Genomic DNA, 15,956 nt, shown 5'->3' with positions numbered 1-15,956 from the left:
ATATCCATAGGAGAATTAGCTTTATTATTTTCCTTTATACCTAAAACCATTGAAATTCTTGCCTATACTATTTTAATTATTGGTTTATACAGAATGTGGAATAACAAGAGATAAATAGAATATTGTTAAGCCAAAGGGTAGCATTTCTTCCCCAAGGGATTCTTTTTCTATATCAAACAAAAGGAAAAAATTTAAGAAGAAAACTTAAATTAGGAGGTAATCGAAGTGGATTTTATCTACATATTATCAATCGTGGTGGCGATTTTTTGTGTTTTCGTAGCAGTTTTTCAAGTGCTACTTTCACTTGGCTATCCTTTGGGTGAATTTGCAATGGGAGGATATTATAAGATTTTACCTAAAAAATTACGAATTGTGAGTGCATTGAATGCTTTGATTCTCTTATTTATGGGCTTTATTTTTCTGCAACATACCAATGTCTTAAATGGTTTCGGTTTTTTATCTACAAATATATTAGTATGGGTTATTACAATCTTCTTGGGCTTAAATACAATAGCAAACCTTACATCTAGGAGTAAAAAAGAAAGACTTATTATGACGCCATTATCAGGTTTCATTTTCATATTATGTTTAATTATTACTTTATCATAGAGACTTTTTTTAATTCTTATTCAGGTGCTAATAGAAGGAAGAAGGATTTTTGGACCTAGAACTAAGTTCGGGTCTTTTTATTTTTCCTTCTAATGTAACACCACATAATTATGTGATATAATAGGTTTATTAACTATTTATTTAATTTTTTGCGATGACCAAGCGGTTATCTATTCAACCACTAAAACACTTCTCGTAAGTGACCATTTTATCTTTAGGGATAAAACTGTTCTTTTTCCGAACAGCTACATGGTTATTTACTAGAGGTGTTTTTTTTGTGCCTCTACACCTAAACCAAACCCATTTTTTAAAAGGAGAGATCATTTATGAAACAGTTTGATTTATTTGACGTTGGAGCTGCAGAGAAGGAAAAGGAGGCTCCTGTAAAAGAAAAGAAAGTGAAAGAAGGTTCTGGAGAAAAAGCGAAAAATAAACCAGATCCTAAAAAAGAATTAAAAGTAAATGACGAGTGGACCATTCATTACGTAGTGTATACCTTCAAACCTTCTGATTTTGTGAGCGCAATACCAGAAGAAGGAATCACGCTAGAGGAACTTCGCCAAGGGATGGAAAAAGAATATTTTGCAATGACGAAACAAAGAACGAAATGGTCTGTAGATGAAAAGAAAAAGCATCTTTATCCGGATGTATCAGGGACTACAAAAGGTTCTTCGTTCTTAGGACGACTTCGGAAATACTATTGGAAGAAATCACATCTAAATCAGGAGGTTGATCCGCGCCCTAAGTCTATACTTGCTAGTACAGACGGAAAGCTGTATGAAATCAATCGATCCTTTATCGGAGAAATGACTACTCCGGTAACTGGATTACTTCCAGATTTAGATCGTATTGAACCAGGGTTTTCTCTTCACTTACCTAAAATCCCGATTGATCACCTTTCTGAGATCCTATCCTTTTTTCAATATTTTTGTAAACAAGGGTTTGAAACAGAGGTAATGGTAATGATTTATTGGGATAAGGAAAAACAACAATATGTAAACATTTGTCCTAAGCAAACGGTTTCAAAGACCAGAGTGTGGGTCGAAGAATTTGAGCAAGACCTTTTAAACCAATCAGAGAAACGCTATGAACCTGTTATGCATATTCATTCCCATAACAGTATGCCAGCCTTTTTCTCTTCTATTGATGACGCGGATGAGGTGGCTCCCTTACTTTATGGGGTAGTAGGTGAGGTTCATAAGCAACCAAGCCAAATACGTGTGAGAGCAGGGTTTAATGGTGCTTTTATTAACTTGGCTTTAACCGATGTATTCGACATGAATAATCATGTTAGAAACACTACTTCTTTTCCAAAAGAATGGATTAATCAAGTGGATGTATTGGGAGCAGGAGAATGAAAGGACTTAAGTTATCTGACACAAGTATTGCTTATGATATTGTCATAATTGGAGCCGGTGCAAATGGCTCCCATTTTTTCCGTTCCTTATTACAGGATTTAAGTGGTTTTGAGGAGTCGGTTACAGTTAAGATTACGATCGCCGATGCCGATAAAGTCGAAGGGAAAAATTTAAAAAATCAGCTATTTGATAAGGAAGATATAGGAGAGTTTAAAGTAGAAGCATTAGTAGATCGCTATAGTATGCACTACGGATGTTTTGTACAGTCTGTTACTTCTTACATAACGGACATATCAATGTTACGCTCTCTTTTTTCATTAACACAAAAAGATGTACGAGATGGTGTTGTTATCATGCCTGTTCTAATAGGGTGTGTGGATAATAACGCAACAAGACAACTAATGCATCGTTTCTTTTATGAAGAAGAGAACATTATTTATGTAGACCTAGGTGTTGAAGGGGTTACATTACCTAATCCCAACCTCACACCATCAGAAAGGGCAATAGAGAAAGGTATAATTGATGCTACGGGCTTTACTGGCCAAGTTGTCACAGGCTATAAAAGAGATGGAGAGATCTTTCTCCCTCCTGTAGGTGACGTCTACCGAAACATCTTAATGGAGCAGGATCGTTTTCCTGGTCAGTCGTGTGGAGCAGCCATTGTAAACAACCCACAACGTTGTGCAACAAATAAATTAGCAGCTCAATTAGCGAATGGTGTGATAGTAGGGTTATTTCATACTAAATCGCTCTATACTCATGTGATTGATTTTAATGCCCAATATTCAGGATCAAAGCCTCACTTTATTCCTGAACCAGTGTTTAAAAAGCATTTTGAGCTTTTGAAAGACAAACGTATACAGAACAAATAAATACGATATAATCGAAGTATTCTATTTATTTAAAACGCCTTCCTTCCTCAAGCGAGAAAGGACAGAAACACGTTTCTTTAGTGATCACTTGATCCCTTTAGAAATGTGTTTTTTTACTATAAAAGACCCTAAGGAGAGATGAAAAATGAGTTATCAAGCATTATACCGTAAATATAGACCGGTTGATTTAGATTCACTAGTAGGTCAGGAACACATCACTACGACACTTAAAAACGCCATTATGAAGAATAAAATTAGCCACGGATACCTGTTTACGGGACCAAGAGGGACGGGAAAAACAAGTTCAGCAAAAATTATTGCTAGAGCTCTAAATTGCACATCACCCGTAAAAGGAAACCCATGTGGTGATTGTGAAAGTTGCAAGTTAGGTGACAAACATCCCGATATTATTGAAATCGATGCTGCTAGTAATAATGGCGTAGATGAAATTCGAGATATAAGAGATAAAGTTAGATATACTCCATCAGTTGGTAAATATAAGATATACATCATTGATGAGGTTCATATGCGTGCGACACGTTACTCTATAACTAGTGTTTAACACTAGGAAAAGAGTTCATTTAGACGACGGAGAAACCTCCTGTCAAAGTAGATGTGACATTTCTTAATGCTAAAACGAAATATCAGTCAAACTAAATGACAACTGATAAATGGATGTTAGGAATGAAGTCATCATGCTGACTGAAACTAACAGCTTGATACTCCTGCATGCCTCTCAAATTTGTAGATTTGATTGGTATGAAGCCAGGTAAAGTCGGCTGAACTTAATCTAAGTAATATGAAAATATAATATGGTTAAGGATAGGCCGGAGCGCTATAAAATACTCATGGTGAGAATGTTCCAAACGGAACTGACGAACTTGCGAATGAAAGGGTCTAGAGAACTAACCTAAGCGAAAGCTAGGTACTACTAGTGTAGGGTGAATTACCGAGGAGTAAAATTGCATGTTATGAAACTCGGGATAATCAGCTATGAGATTATAAATTCACAGGCTCAAAGCAAGCACCTAAAAGTATATGTACAGCTACATTTATCGGAACGTGGAAAGCAAAGGACTCCATAAAACGTCTACAAACGGGAGGTTGCTATAAGTTCATCAATAAAACACGATGAACGAAATGCATTTATCTTTGTGAGAGTAGGGGCACAGTACCATTGAAACTATGGAAACATAGTGGAGGGATAGCCCCAAGTCTGACTTTGGATAGTAAATACGACAAAACAAGTTGAAGCTCATATTTCGGGTAGGAAGGTGAGTATATCACGAAGGATGTGATACACCTATGAGCGCACAAGGTATCAGATACAAACAATATTATGAGTTTGGTGAAATTCAAAAAGATTTATACACTAAAAGCAAAACTGGCGAAAGTTTCAAGAATTTACTAGAAATCATCTTATCTGAAGAAAACATCATGCTTGCATATAGAAACATAAAGAAAAATACAGGATCTAAAACCAAAGGAACAGATGGGTACACCATCATACACCTAGCGGAGAAAAACAAAGAATCATTCATTGAAGAAATGAGACTGCGTTTAGAGAACTATAAACCGCAAAGAGTACGAAGAGTTCTAATCGATAAAAATTATGGAACCGATAAACGCCCTTTGGGCATACCGACCATAGCCGATAGAATCATTCAACAAATGTTCTTACAAGTCTTAGAACCTATATGCGAAGCAAAGTTTTACAACCATTCATATGGTTTCCGACCTTTACGATCAACTAGGCACGCAATAGCCAGAGTTCAAACCCTAATCAACATTAACAAGTTGCATTACACGGTTGATATTGATATAAAAGGTTTCTTTGATAATGTGAACCATAACCTACTCATCAAACAACTATGGAATATCGGTGTTAAAGATAAAAGGGTATTAGCGATAATATCCAAGATGTTAAAGGCACCTATCCAAAAAGAGGGGATTCCGAAGAAAGGTGTTCCACAAGGTGGGATTCTTTCTCCACTCCTTTCAAATGTAGTTCTAAATGACTTAGACCAATGGGTAGCAGGTCAATGGGAATGTTTTAATACCAAACATCAATACTCTGGAAACGATGTTAAAATCGCTAATCTCAAAAGAGCTTCTAATCTCAAGGAAGGATATATTGTGAGATATGCTGATGACTTTCGTATTCTTGCAAGGGACCACAATACGGCATGGAAATGGTTTCATGCTGTCAAAGGATACCTCAAGGATAGACTCAAATTAGAAATTTCTAATGAAAAGTCACGAGTCATCAACCTCCGCAAGAAGAGTTCAGACTTCCTTAGCTATAAGATTAAAGCTGTTCCTAAGAGAAAGAAATGGGTCGCAAAAACTAATGTAACAGATAAGAGAATCGAACAAATTCAATCTAAACTACGCCAAAGTGTAAGGGAACTTAAAAAACACCCAACTCCCGAAAACGTAGTCTACTACAACTCGGTTGTACTTGGAACGCAACAGTATTTCAAATATGCAACTCACGTTGTAAAAGACTTCGAGAGAATTGAATTTAATTTACTTAAAACACTGAAAACTAGATTAAAAGATGTAGCTAAATATGGATATATAAAAGTCGACAAACAGTGCACCTACTACAGAATTTATGGAAATAGAAGGAAAAAGACATTCAGCATTAAAAAGGCAGGATATCTTTTCCCAATTGCAGCAGTCAAAACGCAATCAAATCTAAATTTCTCACAAAGTCTAAATCCATATGACACTCCCAAAAATTTTGTGTGGGATAAAGAATTAGTCAAGTTAATGAGAGCAAATATTCCCAATGCCACTATAGAGTATTTGGATAATCGTCTCTCAAGATATTCAATGCAACAAGGAAAATGTGTAATCAGTAAAATGTTACTAACCGCTGATGTTACACATTGTCATCACAAAGTTCCTAAGAGCTTAGGTGGTTCCGACGCATTTGATAACCTTGTCATAGTTCACGTATTTGTCCATCGCCTAATTCATGCGACAGACAACAATACCATACAAAATTACAGGAAGATTCTTAATCTAAACACAGCGCAGCTTCGTAAATTAAATCAATTAAGAGCCTTATGTAAACTTGAAAGTATAGCTATTTAAAAGTTAGATGGAGCGCCGTATGCGGGGAAACTCGCACGTACGGTGCGGAGCGGGGGAAAAGGTTAACTTAGTAAGATAATACACACTAAAAGATAGTATTATCGAAAAGTTATTAACGGAGGATACAAAATCCAAAGACTTACCTATCGCTATTCACCGAGGCCGCTAATAACGCTTTTTTAAAAACGTTAGAGGAGCCACCTGAACATGCTATCTTCATCCTTGCGACAACAGATGCACACAAGGTCCTTCCGACCGTTAAATCACGTTGTCAAAGATACGACTTCCGTAGAATTGCTACACCGACGTTAATTAGTCGAATGGAGCATGTCGTACGGGAAGAAAAGGCATCTGTAAACAGGGAAGCTTTAGAGATGATAGCACGACTCGCTCAAGGTGGAATGAGAGATGCTCTTTCACTTTTAGATCAGGTTTTAGCCTATGCCTTAGAGGATGTAAATATCGACCATGTTATTGAAGTAACCGGAGGGGTCTCGTTAAACCATTTATTTGACTTAGTAACTAATGTCTACAACAGAGATATCCAATTTCTCATTCAGAAGGTCAATACACTAATAGATTTAGGAAAGGATCCAATGCTTCTTGTGGATGATCTAACCTTGTTTTATCGTGATCTATTATTGTTAAAGACGATTGGTAAAGAAGTAGAACTAAATCGGGTGATACTTGATGAAAAGATTGAGTCTTTTATAGATACTGTACCAATTGGGCACTTACAATCTTTGATTAAACAATGGAATGAAGTGAAGGCAGTTTTAAAAGTGACTTCTAATCCAAAAGCCTCTTTAGAAATTGCTTTAGTAGATATGACTGCTGACCACCCAAATGGATTAGATTCCTCAGAACTTCTAGCGTTAAAAAAGGAAATTACTGAATTGCGCAATTTAGTTCAGAAAGACCTTTCTTCTAATAAGGTTCTTTTACAAGAAGCTAAAGAAATCAAAGAACCCGAAGAAACCATAGAAGTCCAACCTGAAGACGATAATGGAACTCAACACGATTCAAGTGAAGAGATAGAACCAGAAATACACCAGCTACCGGATGTAAAGGAAAGTAATGTTGATTTCTTAACTCAACTTAAAGAAGATTTGGCGAACTCGTCTGTTCCTGAATATGTTGAGGTAATTGACGCAGAGTCCGTGGAAGGAGAAGTTAAGAATAATGAAGGTAACAGTGATTCTAAATGGATTGTATCTCTGATGGAAATAGGGGATAAAGAAGCGCGTTCGCACCTAAATGCCCAAAGAGAACAATTAGAAAAAACCGTGAAAGAGGCTAGGATGACCGCATATACCATTTTAAAAGAATCAGAGATAGGGTTAGTTACAGCAGAAGAAGTGGTAATGATCTATCCTACTAAATCAAAAGCAAAGGTTGCTGATAGGGTAGGGAACTCATCTTTCATTATGGGTGCAATTGAGGATATCTTAGGTAAAGAAATGAATATAAAAAACATCGATAGAGAAACGTGGAATGTTGCCCTTTCTTCGTTTAAGTCTCAAACAGCTTGAGGTAGTTTTACTACCTCTTTTTATTGGAGGTCTCATATATGAGTATACAATTGAACCAGCCGGTTGCCGTTCAAACACTGTTGAATAGTTTACAGAGAGGTACTTTGTCACACGCTTATCTCCTTCAGGGAGCCAATCTAGAAGAACAAATGAGGGTGGTGTTGTTTTTCTTGAAGAAGCTACTATGTGGTAAGGAAGCTTGCGAAGGATGTAAAGTGTGTAAACAAATTAGCAATATGCATCATCCAGATCTTATCTGTGTAAAAACAGATGCAGCCACACTTAAGATTGAGCAAGTACGCGAATTACAAAAAGCACTCTCTTACTGTAATGTAGAAAGTGATTTTAAGATGGTGGTAATTGAAAAAGCGGACACGTTAACAATTCAAGCCCAGAACGCCTTATTGAAGAGTATTGAAGAACCAGAACAACAAACTATATTCTTCTTACTTTCATCTTCTTCTAATAATATGCTTCCTACTGTCCGTTCAAGATGTCAGCTACTTACTTTAAAACCTGTAGGTAGGTCGGGAGAAGAGAACATAAGGTTAACTCAAGGAGAATATAGCTTAGCAACTGCCTATTTATATGAACATTATTATAAAGGGCTAGAAGCAGCTTCACATGAATATATCCATAATACTGTACAACATCTTATCGTATTAATTGAGGGGATGTTATCTTCGCAGGTAGAAGGGTTAATTCATGTCTCTAAAGCACAAGGATTATGGCCCTCTAAATCAGAGCAAATAGCCGCCTTATCCACAATGCAAGCTCTTTTGCAAGAAGTGATGTACCAGGTATTAGGTTTACAAAGTCTCTGTCGCCTTTACAAGGATTATCCTTCTATTGAAACAATAGCAAGAGAAAATGAACTACCGGTAATAAAGAAAGCAATGATCGGGGTAGAGGAGGCTCAACGAATGATGAGATCCAATACCACTGGTCAGATGGCTCTTGAATATGCGGTTTTACGCTTGCAAGATGCCTAGTGTTACCATACAATAGAATTATATTCTAATTTATTTATTTTATTGTTTGACCATGCGGTTAAACCTTTACTACAAGTATAAACGCCTCAGTGGGTGATTTTTGTCTGCATATCTATGCGCAAAACTCCTGCTGGGGCTTTTTTTATTGGCTTAATTGTCAGTAACCCCAACAAAGACCAGCTCTTTGTTGTTTTTTATATAAAAAACCTAAAGGAGAGATTTACATGTTCAAAATTGAAGGAGTAAAACTACAAGAAACAGTTAAGGAATTACAAACATCGGCTAGTCGTCTAGGGTTATCTGATCCTAAGCTAATTATTACATCTAATAAAGAAAACAAAGTTACATTGTTCTTTAATAGTGAGGAAGTTTGTATAAAACGAGAGTTGCATGCTGAAGTAACTAAGGAGGCAACAATTTCTACTACATTACGAGAAGCCAGCCTAAAAGCAAGCATTTTACCGAAGGAACAGACAGTAGGAGTGATACCTGATAAAGGAATTCTTCAATTTTGCTGGGGCCGTTCCTCCCATGTGAAAATGCAACTAATCACTGAAACGGAGGCATCATTTAGTGTGCCGGAAGTGACATCTTGGGTTGAATGGGGTGCTAGTCATTTCCAGGGTTTAATCGCTGCATTGTTCCCGTTTTGTGCGGTAAGTGGCTCTGCACCGGCTAAAAAATCACCAGTTACTATGGGTATTAATATCTTTAAAGATAAAAAAGAGATAATGGTTAAAGCGACGGATGGTCAAACAGCTATTAGGGTTATGCCAAAAGATGTGGATTGGTTTGAAAAAACTACTACTTCTATTCCTATCCGAGCTTTGCTTGCTTTAACTGAAGTAATAGATTCAAAAGGGATAGTGAAGTTAGGGTTAAATGAAGATAAGTCACTACTGATAGTATCTAGCTCTAATACCGTGAGTGTCGTTCGCTTACTTATCGGTCAATATCCTAACCTCGATCCTGCTTTTGTTTCAACGACAGATGCAGGTGCAATATGGACTTTTGATCGTTTAGAATTGCTTTCATTAGCTCGTAGCGTAAGTAAATTAAACGGTAAAGAACCTATACTTAAATTGCAAAAAGAGGGGTCGAAAGTTTTTGGGCTTACAGTAGATGGCTCCTTAAAGCAACAAATTGGTGCTTTTGGTGAGGGTGATAATGTAAATGATTTTTGCATTAATGCCCGTAATGTTGAAAAAGCAGCAATCTTATATCGCTCGGAGGAACTAATCTTTACTCAACGTACTAATTTGGCACCAATGACTGTTACATCTGAAGAAGACGAATCACTAGAAGTGATGATTAGTCTTGTAAAAGAGTAAAACTTAAATAAGGGAGGTGAAGGCTCTACGTATTATTCGTAGGGCCTTTTCAAATGAATTTAACATACGATACTAAAGGATTATTGTTTTCGGCAAATTCGTTAGATGAAGCACTTCAAGTAGACGAATGTTTAGCCAATACACGTTCGAAAAAAGAGTCATTTGAAATTGAGGTCACTGAAAGAGGTCAAATGAAAAAGAAGAAAAGGGAAGTAGATCTTCTTTCTTGGCATCATTTAGTTACACGATATCACGAGCCTCTTCAATTATTAAAAGCTTACGATGCATTACATGAATTTGGACTAGATGTCTGTCAGGAATCAACTGAAAGGGTTGCTCCAATATTAAAGTCAAAGAAACAAAAGTATTTTTACCATAATCAGACCATAGATGAAGTGAGACAAACAGATCGATATTTCCAAGCTTTAAAACAGGTAGAAGACAAGTATTCAGGCAAGTTGCCTGATGGAACAGAAATGTTTCGTTATCAACTAGAAGATGCTGCTCTAATGTATGCCAATCATCGATTGTTGTTAGGTTATGACATGGGTATGGGCAGTGCGAAACGTTCAGCTATAACCGATTAATCGGGAAAAGCTGGGGAAAATAGCGTTATATTTTCCTAACTATTTATCTGATTAAGTAGATGAAATCCCTACTGTAGAATTAAAGACCTTATCAATTCTACCCCTAATACTCCTGCGTGTGCTTCTGTCCCTAATGTCGGAAGGATATGAGAGCCAGGTGAAGTCGTCACAATGTAGATCATAGTGGATTGATCTGTAATAAGGCGGGGGGCCTTAAAAGTATTCTATGAAGAGCGAAGACGAATCCTCGATATGTACGCATCGTAACCCATGATCTCCTCCCAAACCATCATAGCGGGGAGACGGTACCTAAGAAAATGAAATTTCCTAATTCGTTTTCTGAGTAATATGGTTTTGCCTAACCCATATTACTCAATCCGATAGTTGAAGGTCAGTTCTCATTGGATTAAGGTTCCCGGTGTATAGAGGGCTTCTAAGGAATACAAATGAAGGGCTAGGATAAATGGAACGTTTGAGATCTTTCACGTGGAGAAGTTAGGTTCATAGAAGCGTGAAAGAAGTCAGCGGGAGCATAGTAGCAATAATCATTGTCTCAGTGATTCACCTATAAAGCAGATGAAACGCTGTGGAAATGGTGAGGAGAGAAAAAAACAATGTAGCGAAGGCTCCCAGTCGTGATTAACTATTTTTGGTTGTATATTACGTGAAAACGAACCTTTGTGGGAGTAAAACAGTTAATTCACTCAACCCATCTAATAGAAGGGAGCTGATAGAGTGAAGGTTAAGACATGTAATATCAAAAGCGAAATTGACTTGCAAAATACACTAGATGAAATGTACGATCTAGCGAAAAACAACAATGAGCCATTCTATAACTTAATAGAATTGATGAAAAATCAGCAAACAATTATGACTGCCTTACACAACATCAAATCAAATAAGGGTAGCAAAACTGTTGGTATTGACAACAAAACTATTGATTACTATCTTCACTTACCTTATGAAGACCTTGTTTCTCAAGTTCAGACTTGCATAGAGGATTACAACCCTGAGCCAGTCCGAAGGAAATATATACCTAAAGAAAATAGTGATAAATTAAGACCATTAGGTATCCCTACTATGATCGACCGCATTATCCAAGAAATTACTCGTCTAGTTATTGAGCCTATTGCTGAAGCAAAGTTTTATAAATTCTCATACGGCTTTAGACCGATGAGAAGTGCGGAACATGCAATGGCAGAAATACTAGAAAAGGCTAGAAAGAGTAAAACATATTGGGTAATTGAAGGGGACATTAAAGGATACTTTGATAACATCAATCACAACAAATTAATCACTATGCTATGGAAAATAGGTATCAAGGATAAAAGAGTCTTATCCATCATCAAAAAGATGCTTAAATCAGGCATTGTGGAGGAAGATGGAGAGATTTATCCTTCCGATCTCGGTTCTCCACAGGGAGGAATTATCTCTCCCCTCTTAGCCAATATATACCTCAATTTCTTCGACTGGATGATTGCTGAAGAGTTTGATCAACATCACTATATCAATAACTATGAAAGACGGGATAAGGGTCTCAGAGCAATTAGAAGAGATCATAAGCCAGTCTATTCTATAAGGTATGCCGATGATTGGGTCGTTCTTTGTAGCTCTAAGAAGCAAGCAGATACTTTACTTATAAAAATAAGAAAGTACCTCAAACATCAGTTATCTCTTGAACTCTCTGAAGAGAAAACAAAGATAACTAATCTTGTTGAGGAAAAAGCAAGCTTCTTAGGGTTCGAATTCTTCGTTGAACCCAGAAAAAAAGGAAAAGGTAATAAGATGGTTGCCAAGATGATACCAGATCGGAAGAAGTCTAACAAAAAGGTAAGAGAAATCAATAGGGAAATTAGAGCAATAAATAAGATGAGACTCAAAAATGTAAGAAACATCGCTGAACATATTGAAACTATTAATGCCAAAATTGTAGGTTTAACCAATTACTACTCTATTGCTAATTCATCAACGTTCTTTAAATCTTGGGACAATCGAATTTCCTATCAACAATACAGGACATTCAAAAGAAGAAATGGCAATAAGGGCAGATGGACAGACCTCACAGTTAAGGCGGGAGACTTAAATAATAGGATAGCAAGACACAAAGGAAGAAAAGATCAGCTTTACTATGTTGAGGTAGATAATGTGAAGGTTGGGATTACCAAATTTTACTTCACATCTACTAAGGATGGTGCTATCAGAGCTGCAGACTCCTTGACTCCTTATACCAAAGAAGGAAGGGCTAGATACGAGAAAATCAAGCAGAAAAAACTACCTCTAAAGAGGCAGGGTGTTTCTGAACAGTATCTAGAACACTTAAGATCGAGAACTTGGTATGCAACGAAGCAAGCGGAAATGGGTAACCATAAATATAATTTTGAGTACATCATGAACTCAGAATACGCTTATCTAAGAGACAAAGGAAAATGCAAATGCTGTGAAATTTTCTTGGTTGGTGCCTACCACAGACACCATATTGATCCTACACTTGATCTAGACAAGGTTAACAAAGTCAAAAATCTAGCGTCGGTATGTACGAGATGTCACGAGTTAATTCATTCTAAAAGAGATCCACATCTTATTTTCAATACCCAAAAATATGCTGAGAAAATTCTAAAGTATAGAAACTTACTTATTGAAAAGCAAGGCTATATTAAAAACCAAAACTAAAAATAGGTAGCTCAAGGGAAACTTGTAATTTTTTTTTTTCGAGGGGAACTGAGTATACGAGAGGGCAAATCCTTCTCTTAATCACGATGGAACGCCGTGTGCAGGGAAACTTGCATGCACGGTGTGGGTCGGGGGAAAACCTGGAGATAACATCAAAGGGTTACCTATCGACATAAACTAGAACGACTTTAGTTGGTTTAACATCTATCCCAACTATTAAACGAATCTTGATTGTTACCATGTCACGCAACATGAATGATTGGGAAAGAGAATGTAAAAATTTAGGGTTGCAAAATGATTATATTGTTCTTGAAAATCCTAGAGATATGCATTCCTCCAAACGAATTCATCTTGTTTCCTATGAGAAATGGGCAAGTGAGAAGATGACATTTCGATCAAGGGTCCATGAGAAGTGTCCAACGTGTAAGAGTAGAGTGTGGTGGAATGCGCAGCGGCAGGTATGCAAGATATGTAAGAAAGCAGACCCAATAATGGAAGAAGGAACGCTTGCTAGGTATAGCAAGGATCAGTTACCAGAACATTGCCCTACATGTTACGAAAAATGGAAAATGGGTGCTCATCACTGCTCTTGTGGTTTTACAATAGTGGAATCTAAGAAAAAAAGCTTATCCCACTATTATCATCGAGGATATGATGCAGCTGCCATAGATGAAGGACATTTAATAAAGAATGGTAATAGTAAGCGCTCAAAGTCAGTACGTAAAATTAAGGCTCCATACAAAGTGGCTCTTTCTGGTACGCCTGCTGAAAATGGTGCTTCTGATTTGTATTGGTTAATTGGTTGGCTTTACGGTTTTGATTCTGTCTTTGAAGATCCACTTACACGATACCCTTATCAGAGTCATGGAAAGGTTGGAGAAGATCATTTTCGTGTTGTATATGGTGGTGGAGGTCATGTGACTGTACTTGATACCAATAGAATCCAATCAAAAGTCTCTCGCCAAGAAGAACTTTGGGAGATGCTAGATACCATTCTTATAAGACGAAAAAAACAAGATGCAGCGGTAAAGAATTCAATTAATGTTCCTGAACCTATTCATCACCGCCATCATCTAGCGATGTCTCAGGATGAAAAAGCTCTGTATGAGTCAAAGCTTCAACAATTTCAAGACTGGTATCAATTAGAATTGTTGAAAAAAGAGGAAGCTGAAAAAAGAGGAGACAAATATCGTATCCAAACAATTAAAATTTGTTCATGGATGGATGTTTTGAGGAAGGTAGCTAGTTGTCCGTGGTCATTTGATGAGTTTACATCTACGGAATTGCCAGCAAAAGTCTCCTATTTAAAAAACAAAACGGATCAGTATATGAATAAAGATCAAAAGGTATTAATCTTTACTGCACATAAAAAGACAGCTGTTGTCTTAGCAGAATTTTTATCAAGCAAATATCCTGATAAAGAAGCAGTTTGTATCCATGGGGGAGTTAAGAAGGAAGAACGGTTTCAATATATGGAACGATTCCAAGATCCGACTGACCCACTTTCTATCATTGTATTTACAGTGAGGACTGGAGCAGAAAGCTATACTTTAACAGAAGCCAAAGGTGTCTTTATTTTTGATATGGATTTTAACGGAAAGAAGCTACAACAATGTTTTTCCAGAGCAGTTAGACTAGGGCAAACGGATGTTGTGGATGTATATTGGCTTATTACGTTAGATACCATTGAGGTTAATATCCATGGAGTGATCCTATCTAAAGATAGCGGTGTGGATATTGCAGTGGATAAAGAAGAAATCGATTTTGAAAAAATAGCTAAACAGTTTGAAGGAGAAGGGGCCGCTGGTCATCCTACTACCTTTGATTACGAAGCCTTTGCTACTGACATGCTAACTCGTGGAACTAGTAGAGAAGATATTGGAATAGCCTAAACAATGGAGTTGATCAGATGAAACCTACATTAATTAAAGGAAATCGAATAGTGGCGGAGTGGTACGAACCAAAGGATGATGGTTCACCACTAAAGCACACCTTGCACAAGGAAGTGACAAGAGCGCAATACCACCCAATTGACAATGATGAATTTGTACGTTTGTATTTCAAGGGAGATATGCCAGCTTGGATCAAAAAGTATGCTGCAGCAAAGAAATATACTTGCCAAGAAACCACTTTTAAAAATGAGAAAGGCTGGTGGCTTTCAAATTGGAATCAGTGGGGGAAGTGGAAACCATTTTCAGCTCCAAGTATGTTAGGGGCTTTCCGTCAATTTATAAAATGGTTACCAGATGATTTAGAAGAGGAAAAAGAGCGTCTAGAGAACGAACAAAACAGCATAGTAGAGAGAATGATTCAGCATGCTCATGATTATGAGGATGCGGGAATGGTCTATCGAGCTGCATCGGTCGGAGAAGGTGGTATAGTAGCTATTAATACGGCCCAATTAGACCCAACTACAGACGTAGGAGTTGAATCTATCCAAAATCTATTGCGAGAATTACATTTACCGCTACCAGAGAAAGTGGAGGAAGATTCCACTGACGATGAATTCGAGGTTGATCTAGATACCCAGGAAAAGGATTTCTTCCACGAGGAGTCCTTTGATTTAGAGGTTGAGTTTGAAACTGAAGAAACTTTCATTGACGAGTCTTATGAAGAAAAATTTATCATTCTAGAAGATGAACAAAAGGAACACGCCAACCAGTTTATCCTAATAGATGGGAATCAAGAGGAAGCGAATACTAAATTACCATGCAAGGATGAAGAGACAAATCTATCAAGCGGGAAGTCTAATCAAGAGGTAGTATTAAAACCAAGCAAACGACATAATATAGTCCAAGGTCAATTAGGGCTTTTTTGAGATTGTGGCTGGAATTATATCTTTATAATTCTAGCCATTGTAAATAATGTATGATAAAATATCTATATACATTACTTTATTATTT

11 protein-coding genes and 2 pseudogenes are annotated in these 15,956 nt (G+C 37.0%); all 13 read left to right on the top strand.

What is annotated here, in order from left to right; genetic code table 11:
- The first annotated feature begins 225 nt into the window (after positions 1–225).
- The 13 genes and pseudogenes from BPOF4_RS19890 (at position 226) to BPOF4_RS19835 (ending at position 15,871) form a co-directional block, all read left to right on the top strand.
- Positions 226–609 (top strand): hypothetical protein, encoded by a 384-nt coding sequence (locus BPOF4_RS19890; protein ID WP_012961050.1) that lies wholly within the window; start codon positions 226–228, stop codon positions 607–609.
- A gap of 326 nt (positions 610–935) precedes the next feature.
- A complete protein-coding gene (locus tag BPOF4_RS19885) occupies positions 936–1,967 on the top strand; it encodes a Mov34/MPN/PAD-1 family protein (RefSeq protein ID WP_012961049.1) in 1,032 nt (343 codons plus the stop codon).
- Positions 1,964–2,839, top strand: coding sequence for a ThiF family adenylyltransferase (locus BPOF4_RS19880; protein ID WP_012961048.1), 876 nt, complete (start codon positions 1,964–1,966; stop codon positions 2,837–2,839). Before BPOF4_RS19885 ends, BPOF4_RS19880 begins: the two co-directional genes overlap by 4 nt.
- A gap of 145 nt (positions 2,840–2,984) precedes the next feature.
- Positions 2,985–3,368: pseudogene (locus tag BPOF4_RS19875) on the top strand (AAA family ATPase); the annotation flags it as partial.
- Between the two features lie 776 nt (positions 3,369–4,144).
- Complete coding sequence (ltrA, locus tag BPOF4_RS19870; protein ID WP_012961046.1) at positions 4,145–5,941, top strand: group II intron reverse transcriptase/maturase; 1,797 nt, start codon at positions 4,145–4,147, stop codon at positions 5,939–5,941.
- 122 nt (positions 5,942–6,063) lie between these two features.
- Positions 6,064–6,222, top strand: a pseudogene (locus BPOF4_RS22990) (hypothetical protein); the annotation flags it as partial.
- A 39-nt stretch (positions 6,223–6,261) separates the two neighbouring features.
- Positions 6,262–7,473 (top strand): hypothetical protein, encoded by a 1,212-nt coding sequence (locus tag BPOF4_RS21370; protein WP_148229612.1) that lies wholly within the window; start codon positions 6,262–6,264, stop codon positions 7,471–7,473.
- 38 nt (positions 7,474–7,511) lie between these two features.
- Complete coding sequence (locus BPOF4_RS21365; protein ID WP_012961044.1) at positions 7,512–8,465, top strand: DNA polymerase III subunit delta'; 954 nt, start codon at positions 7,512–7,514, stop codon at positions 8,463–8,465.
- 224 nt (positions 8,466–8,689) lie between these two features.
- Entirely contained in the window at positions 8,690–9,796 is a 1,107-nt protein-coding gene (locus BPOF4_RS19855) for a hypothetical protein (protein WP_012961043.1), read from the top strand.
- 53 nt (positions 9,797–9,849) lie between these two features.
- On the top strand, positions 9,850–10,383 hold the full coding sequence (locus BPOF4_RS19850; RefSeq protein ID WP_012961042.1) for a hypothetical protein: 534 nt from the start codon (positions 9,850–9,852) through the stop codon (positions 10,381–10,383).
- A gap of 735 nt (positions 10,384–11,118) precedes the next feature.
- Complete coding sequence (gene ltrA / locus BPOF4_RS19845; RefSeq protein ID WP_012961041.1) at positions 11,119–13,053, top strand: group II intron reverse transcriptase/maturase; 1,935 nt, start codon at positions 11,119–11,121, stop codon at positions 13,051–13,053.
- 491 nt (positions 13,054–13,544) lie between these two features.
- Entirely contained in the window at positions 13,545–14,945 is a 1,401-nt protein-coding gene (locus BPOF4_RS19840) for an SNF2-related protein (RefSeq protein ID WP_012961040.1), read from the top strand.
- Positions 14,946–14,962: 17 nt separating this feature from the next.
- Positions 14,963–15,871 carry a hypothetical protein gene (locus BPOF4_RS19835; protein WP_012961039.1) on the top strand — a complete coding sequence of 303 codons (909 nt, stop codon included), beginning with the start codon at positions 14,963–14,965 and terminating at the stop codon, positions 15,869–15,871.
- The last annotated feature ends 85 nt before the right edge of the window (positions 15,872–15,956 follow it).

Source organism: Alkalihalophilus pseudofirmus OF4, assembly GCF_000005825.2.
GTDB classification, from domain to species: Bacteria; Bacillota; Bacilli; order Bacillales; family Bacillaceae_D; genus Alkalihalophilus; species Alkalihalophilus pseudofirmus.
Note: the sequence above shows the minus strand (reverse complement) of the source record. Positions and strands in the feature narration are given on the sequence as shown.

Coding starts and splice junctions, on each gene's coding strand:
- BPOF4_RS19850 (WP_012961042.1), top strand. CDS start 9,850: ATGAATTTAACATACGATACTAAAGGATTATTGTTTTCGGCAAATTCG.
- BPOF4_RS19855 (WP_012961043.1), top strand. CDS start 8,690: ATGTTCAAAATTGAAGGAGTAAAACTACAAGAAACAGTTAAGGAATTA.
- BPOF4_RS19885 (WP_012961049.1), top strand. CDS start 936: ATGAAACAGTTTGATTTATTTGACGTTGGAGCTGCAGAGAAGGAAAAG.
- BPOF4_RS21365 (WP_012961044.1), top strand. CDS start 7,512: ATGAGTATACAATTGAACCAGCCGGTTGCCGTTCAAACACTGTTGAAT.
- ltrA (WP_012961046.1), top strand. CDS start 4,145: ATGAGCGCACAAGGTATCAGATACAAACAATATTATGAGTTTGGTGAA.
- BPOF4_RS19840 (WP_012961040.1), top strand. CDS start 13,545: ATGGAAGAAGGAACGCTTGCTAGGTATAGCAAGGATCAGTTACCAGAA.
- BPOF4_RS19880 (WP_012961048.1), top strand. CDS start 1,964: ATGAAAGGACTTAAGTTATCTGACACAAGTATTGCTTATGATATTGTC.
- BPOF4_RS21370 (WP_148229612.1), top strand. CDS start 6,262: ATGGAGCATGTCGTACGGGAAGAAAAGGCATCTGTAAACAGGGAAGCT.
- BPOF4_RS19835 (WP_012961039.1), top strand. CDS start 14,963: ATGAAACCTACATTAATTAAAGGAAATCGAATAGTGGCGGAGTGGTAC.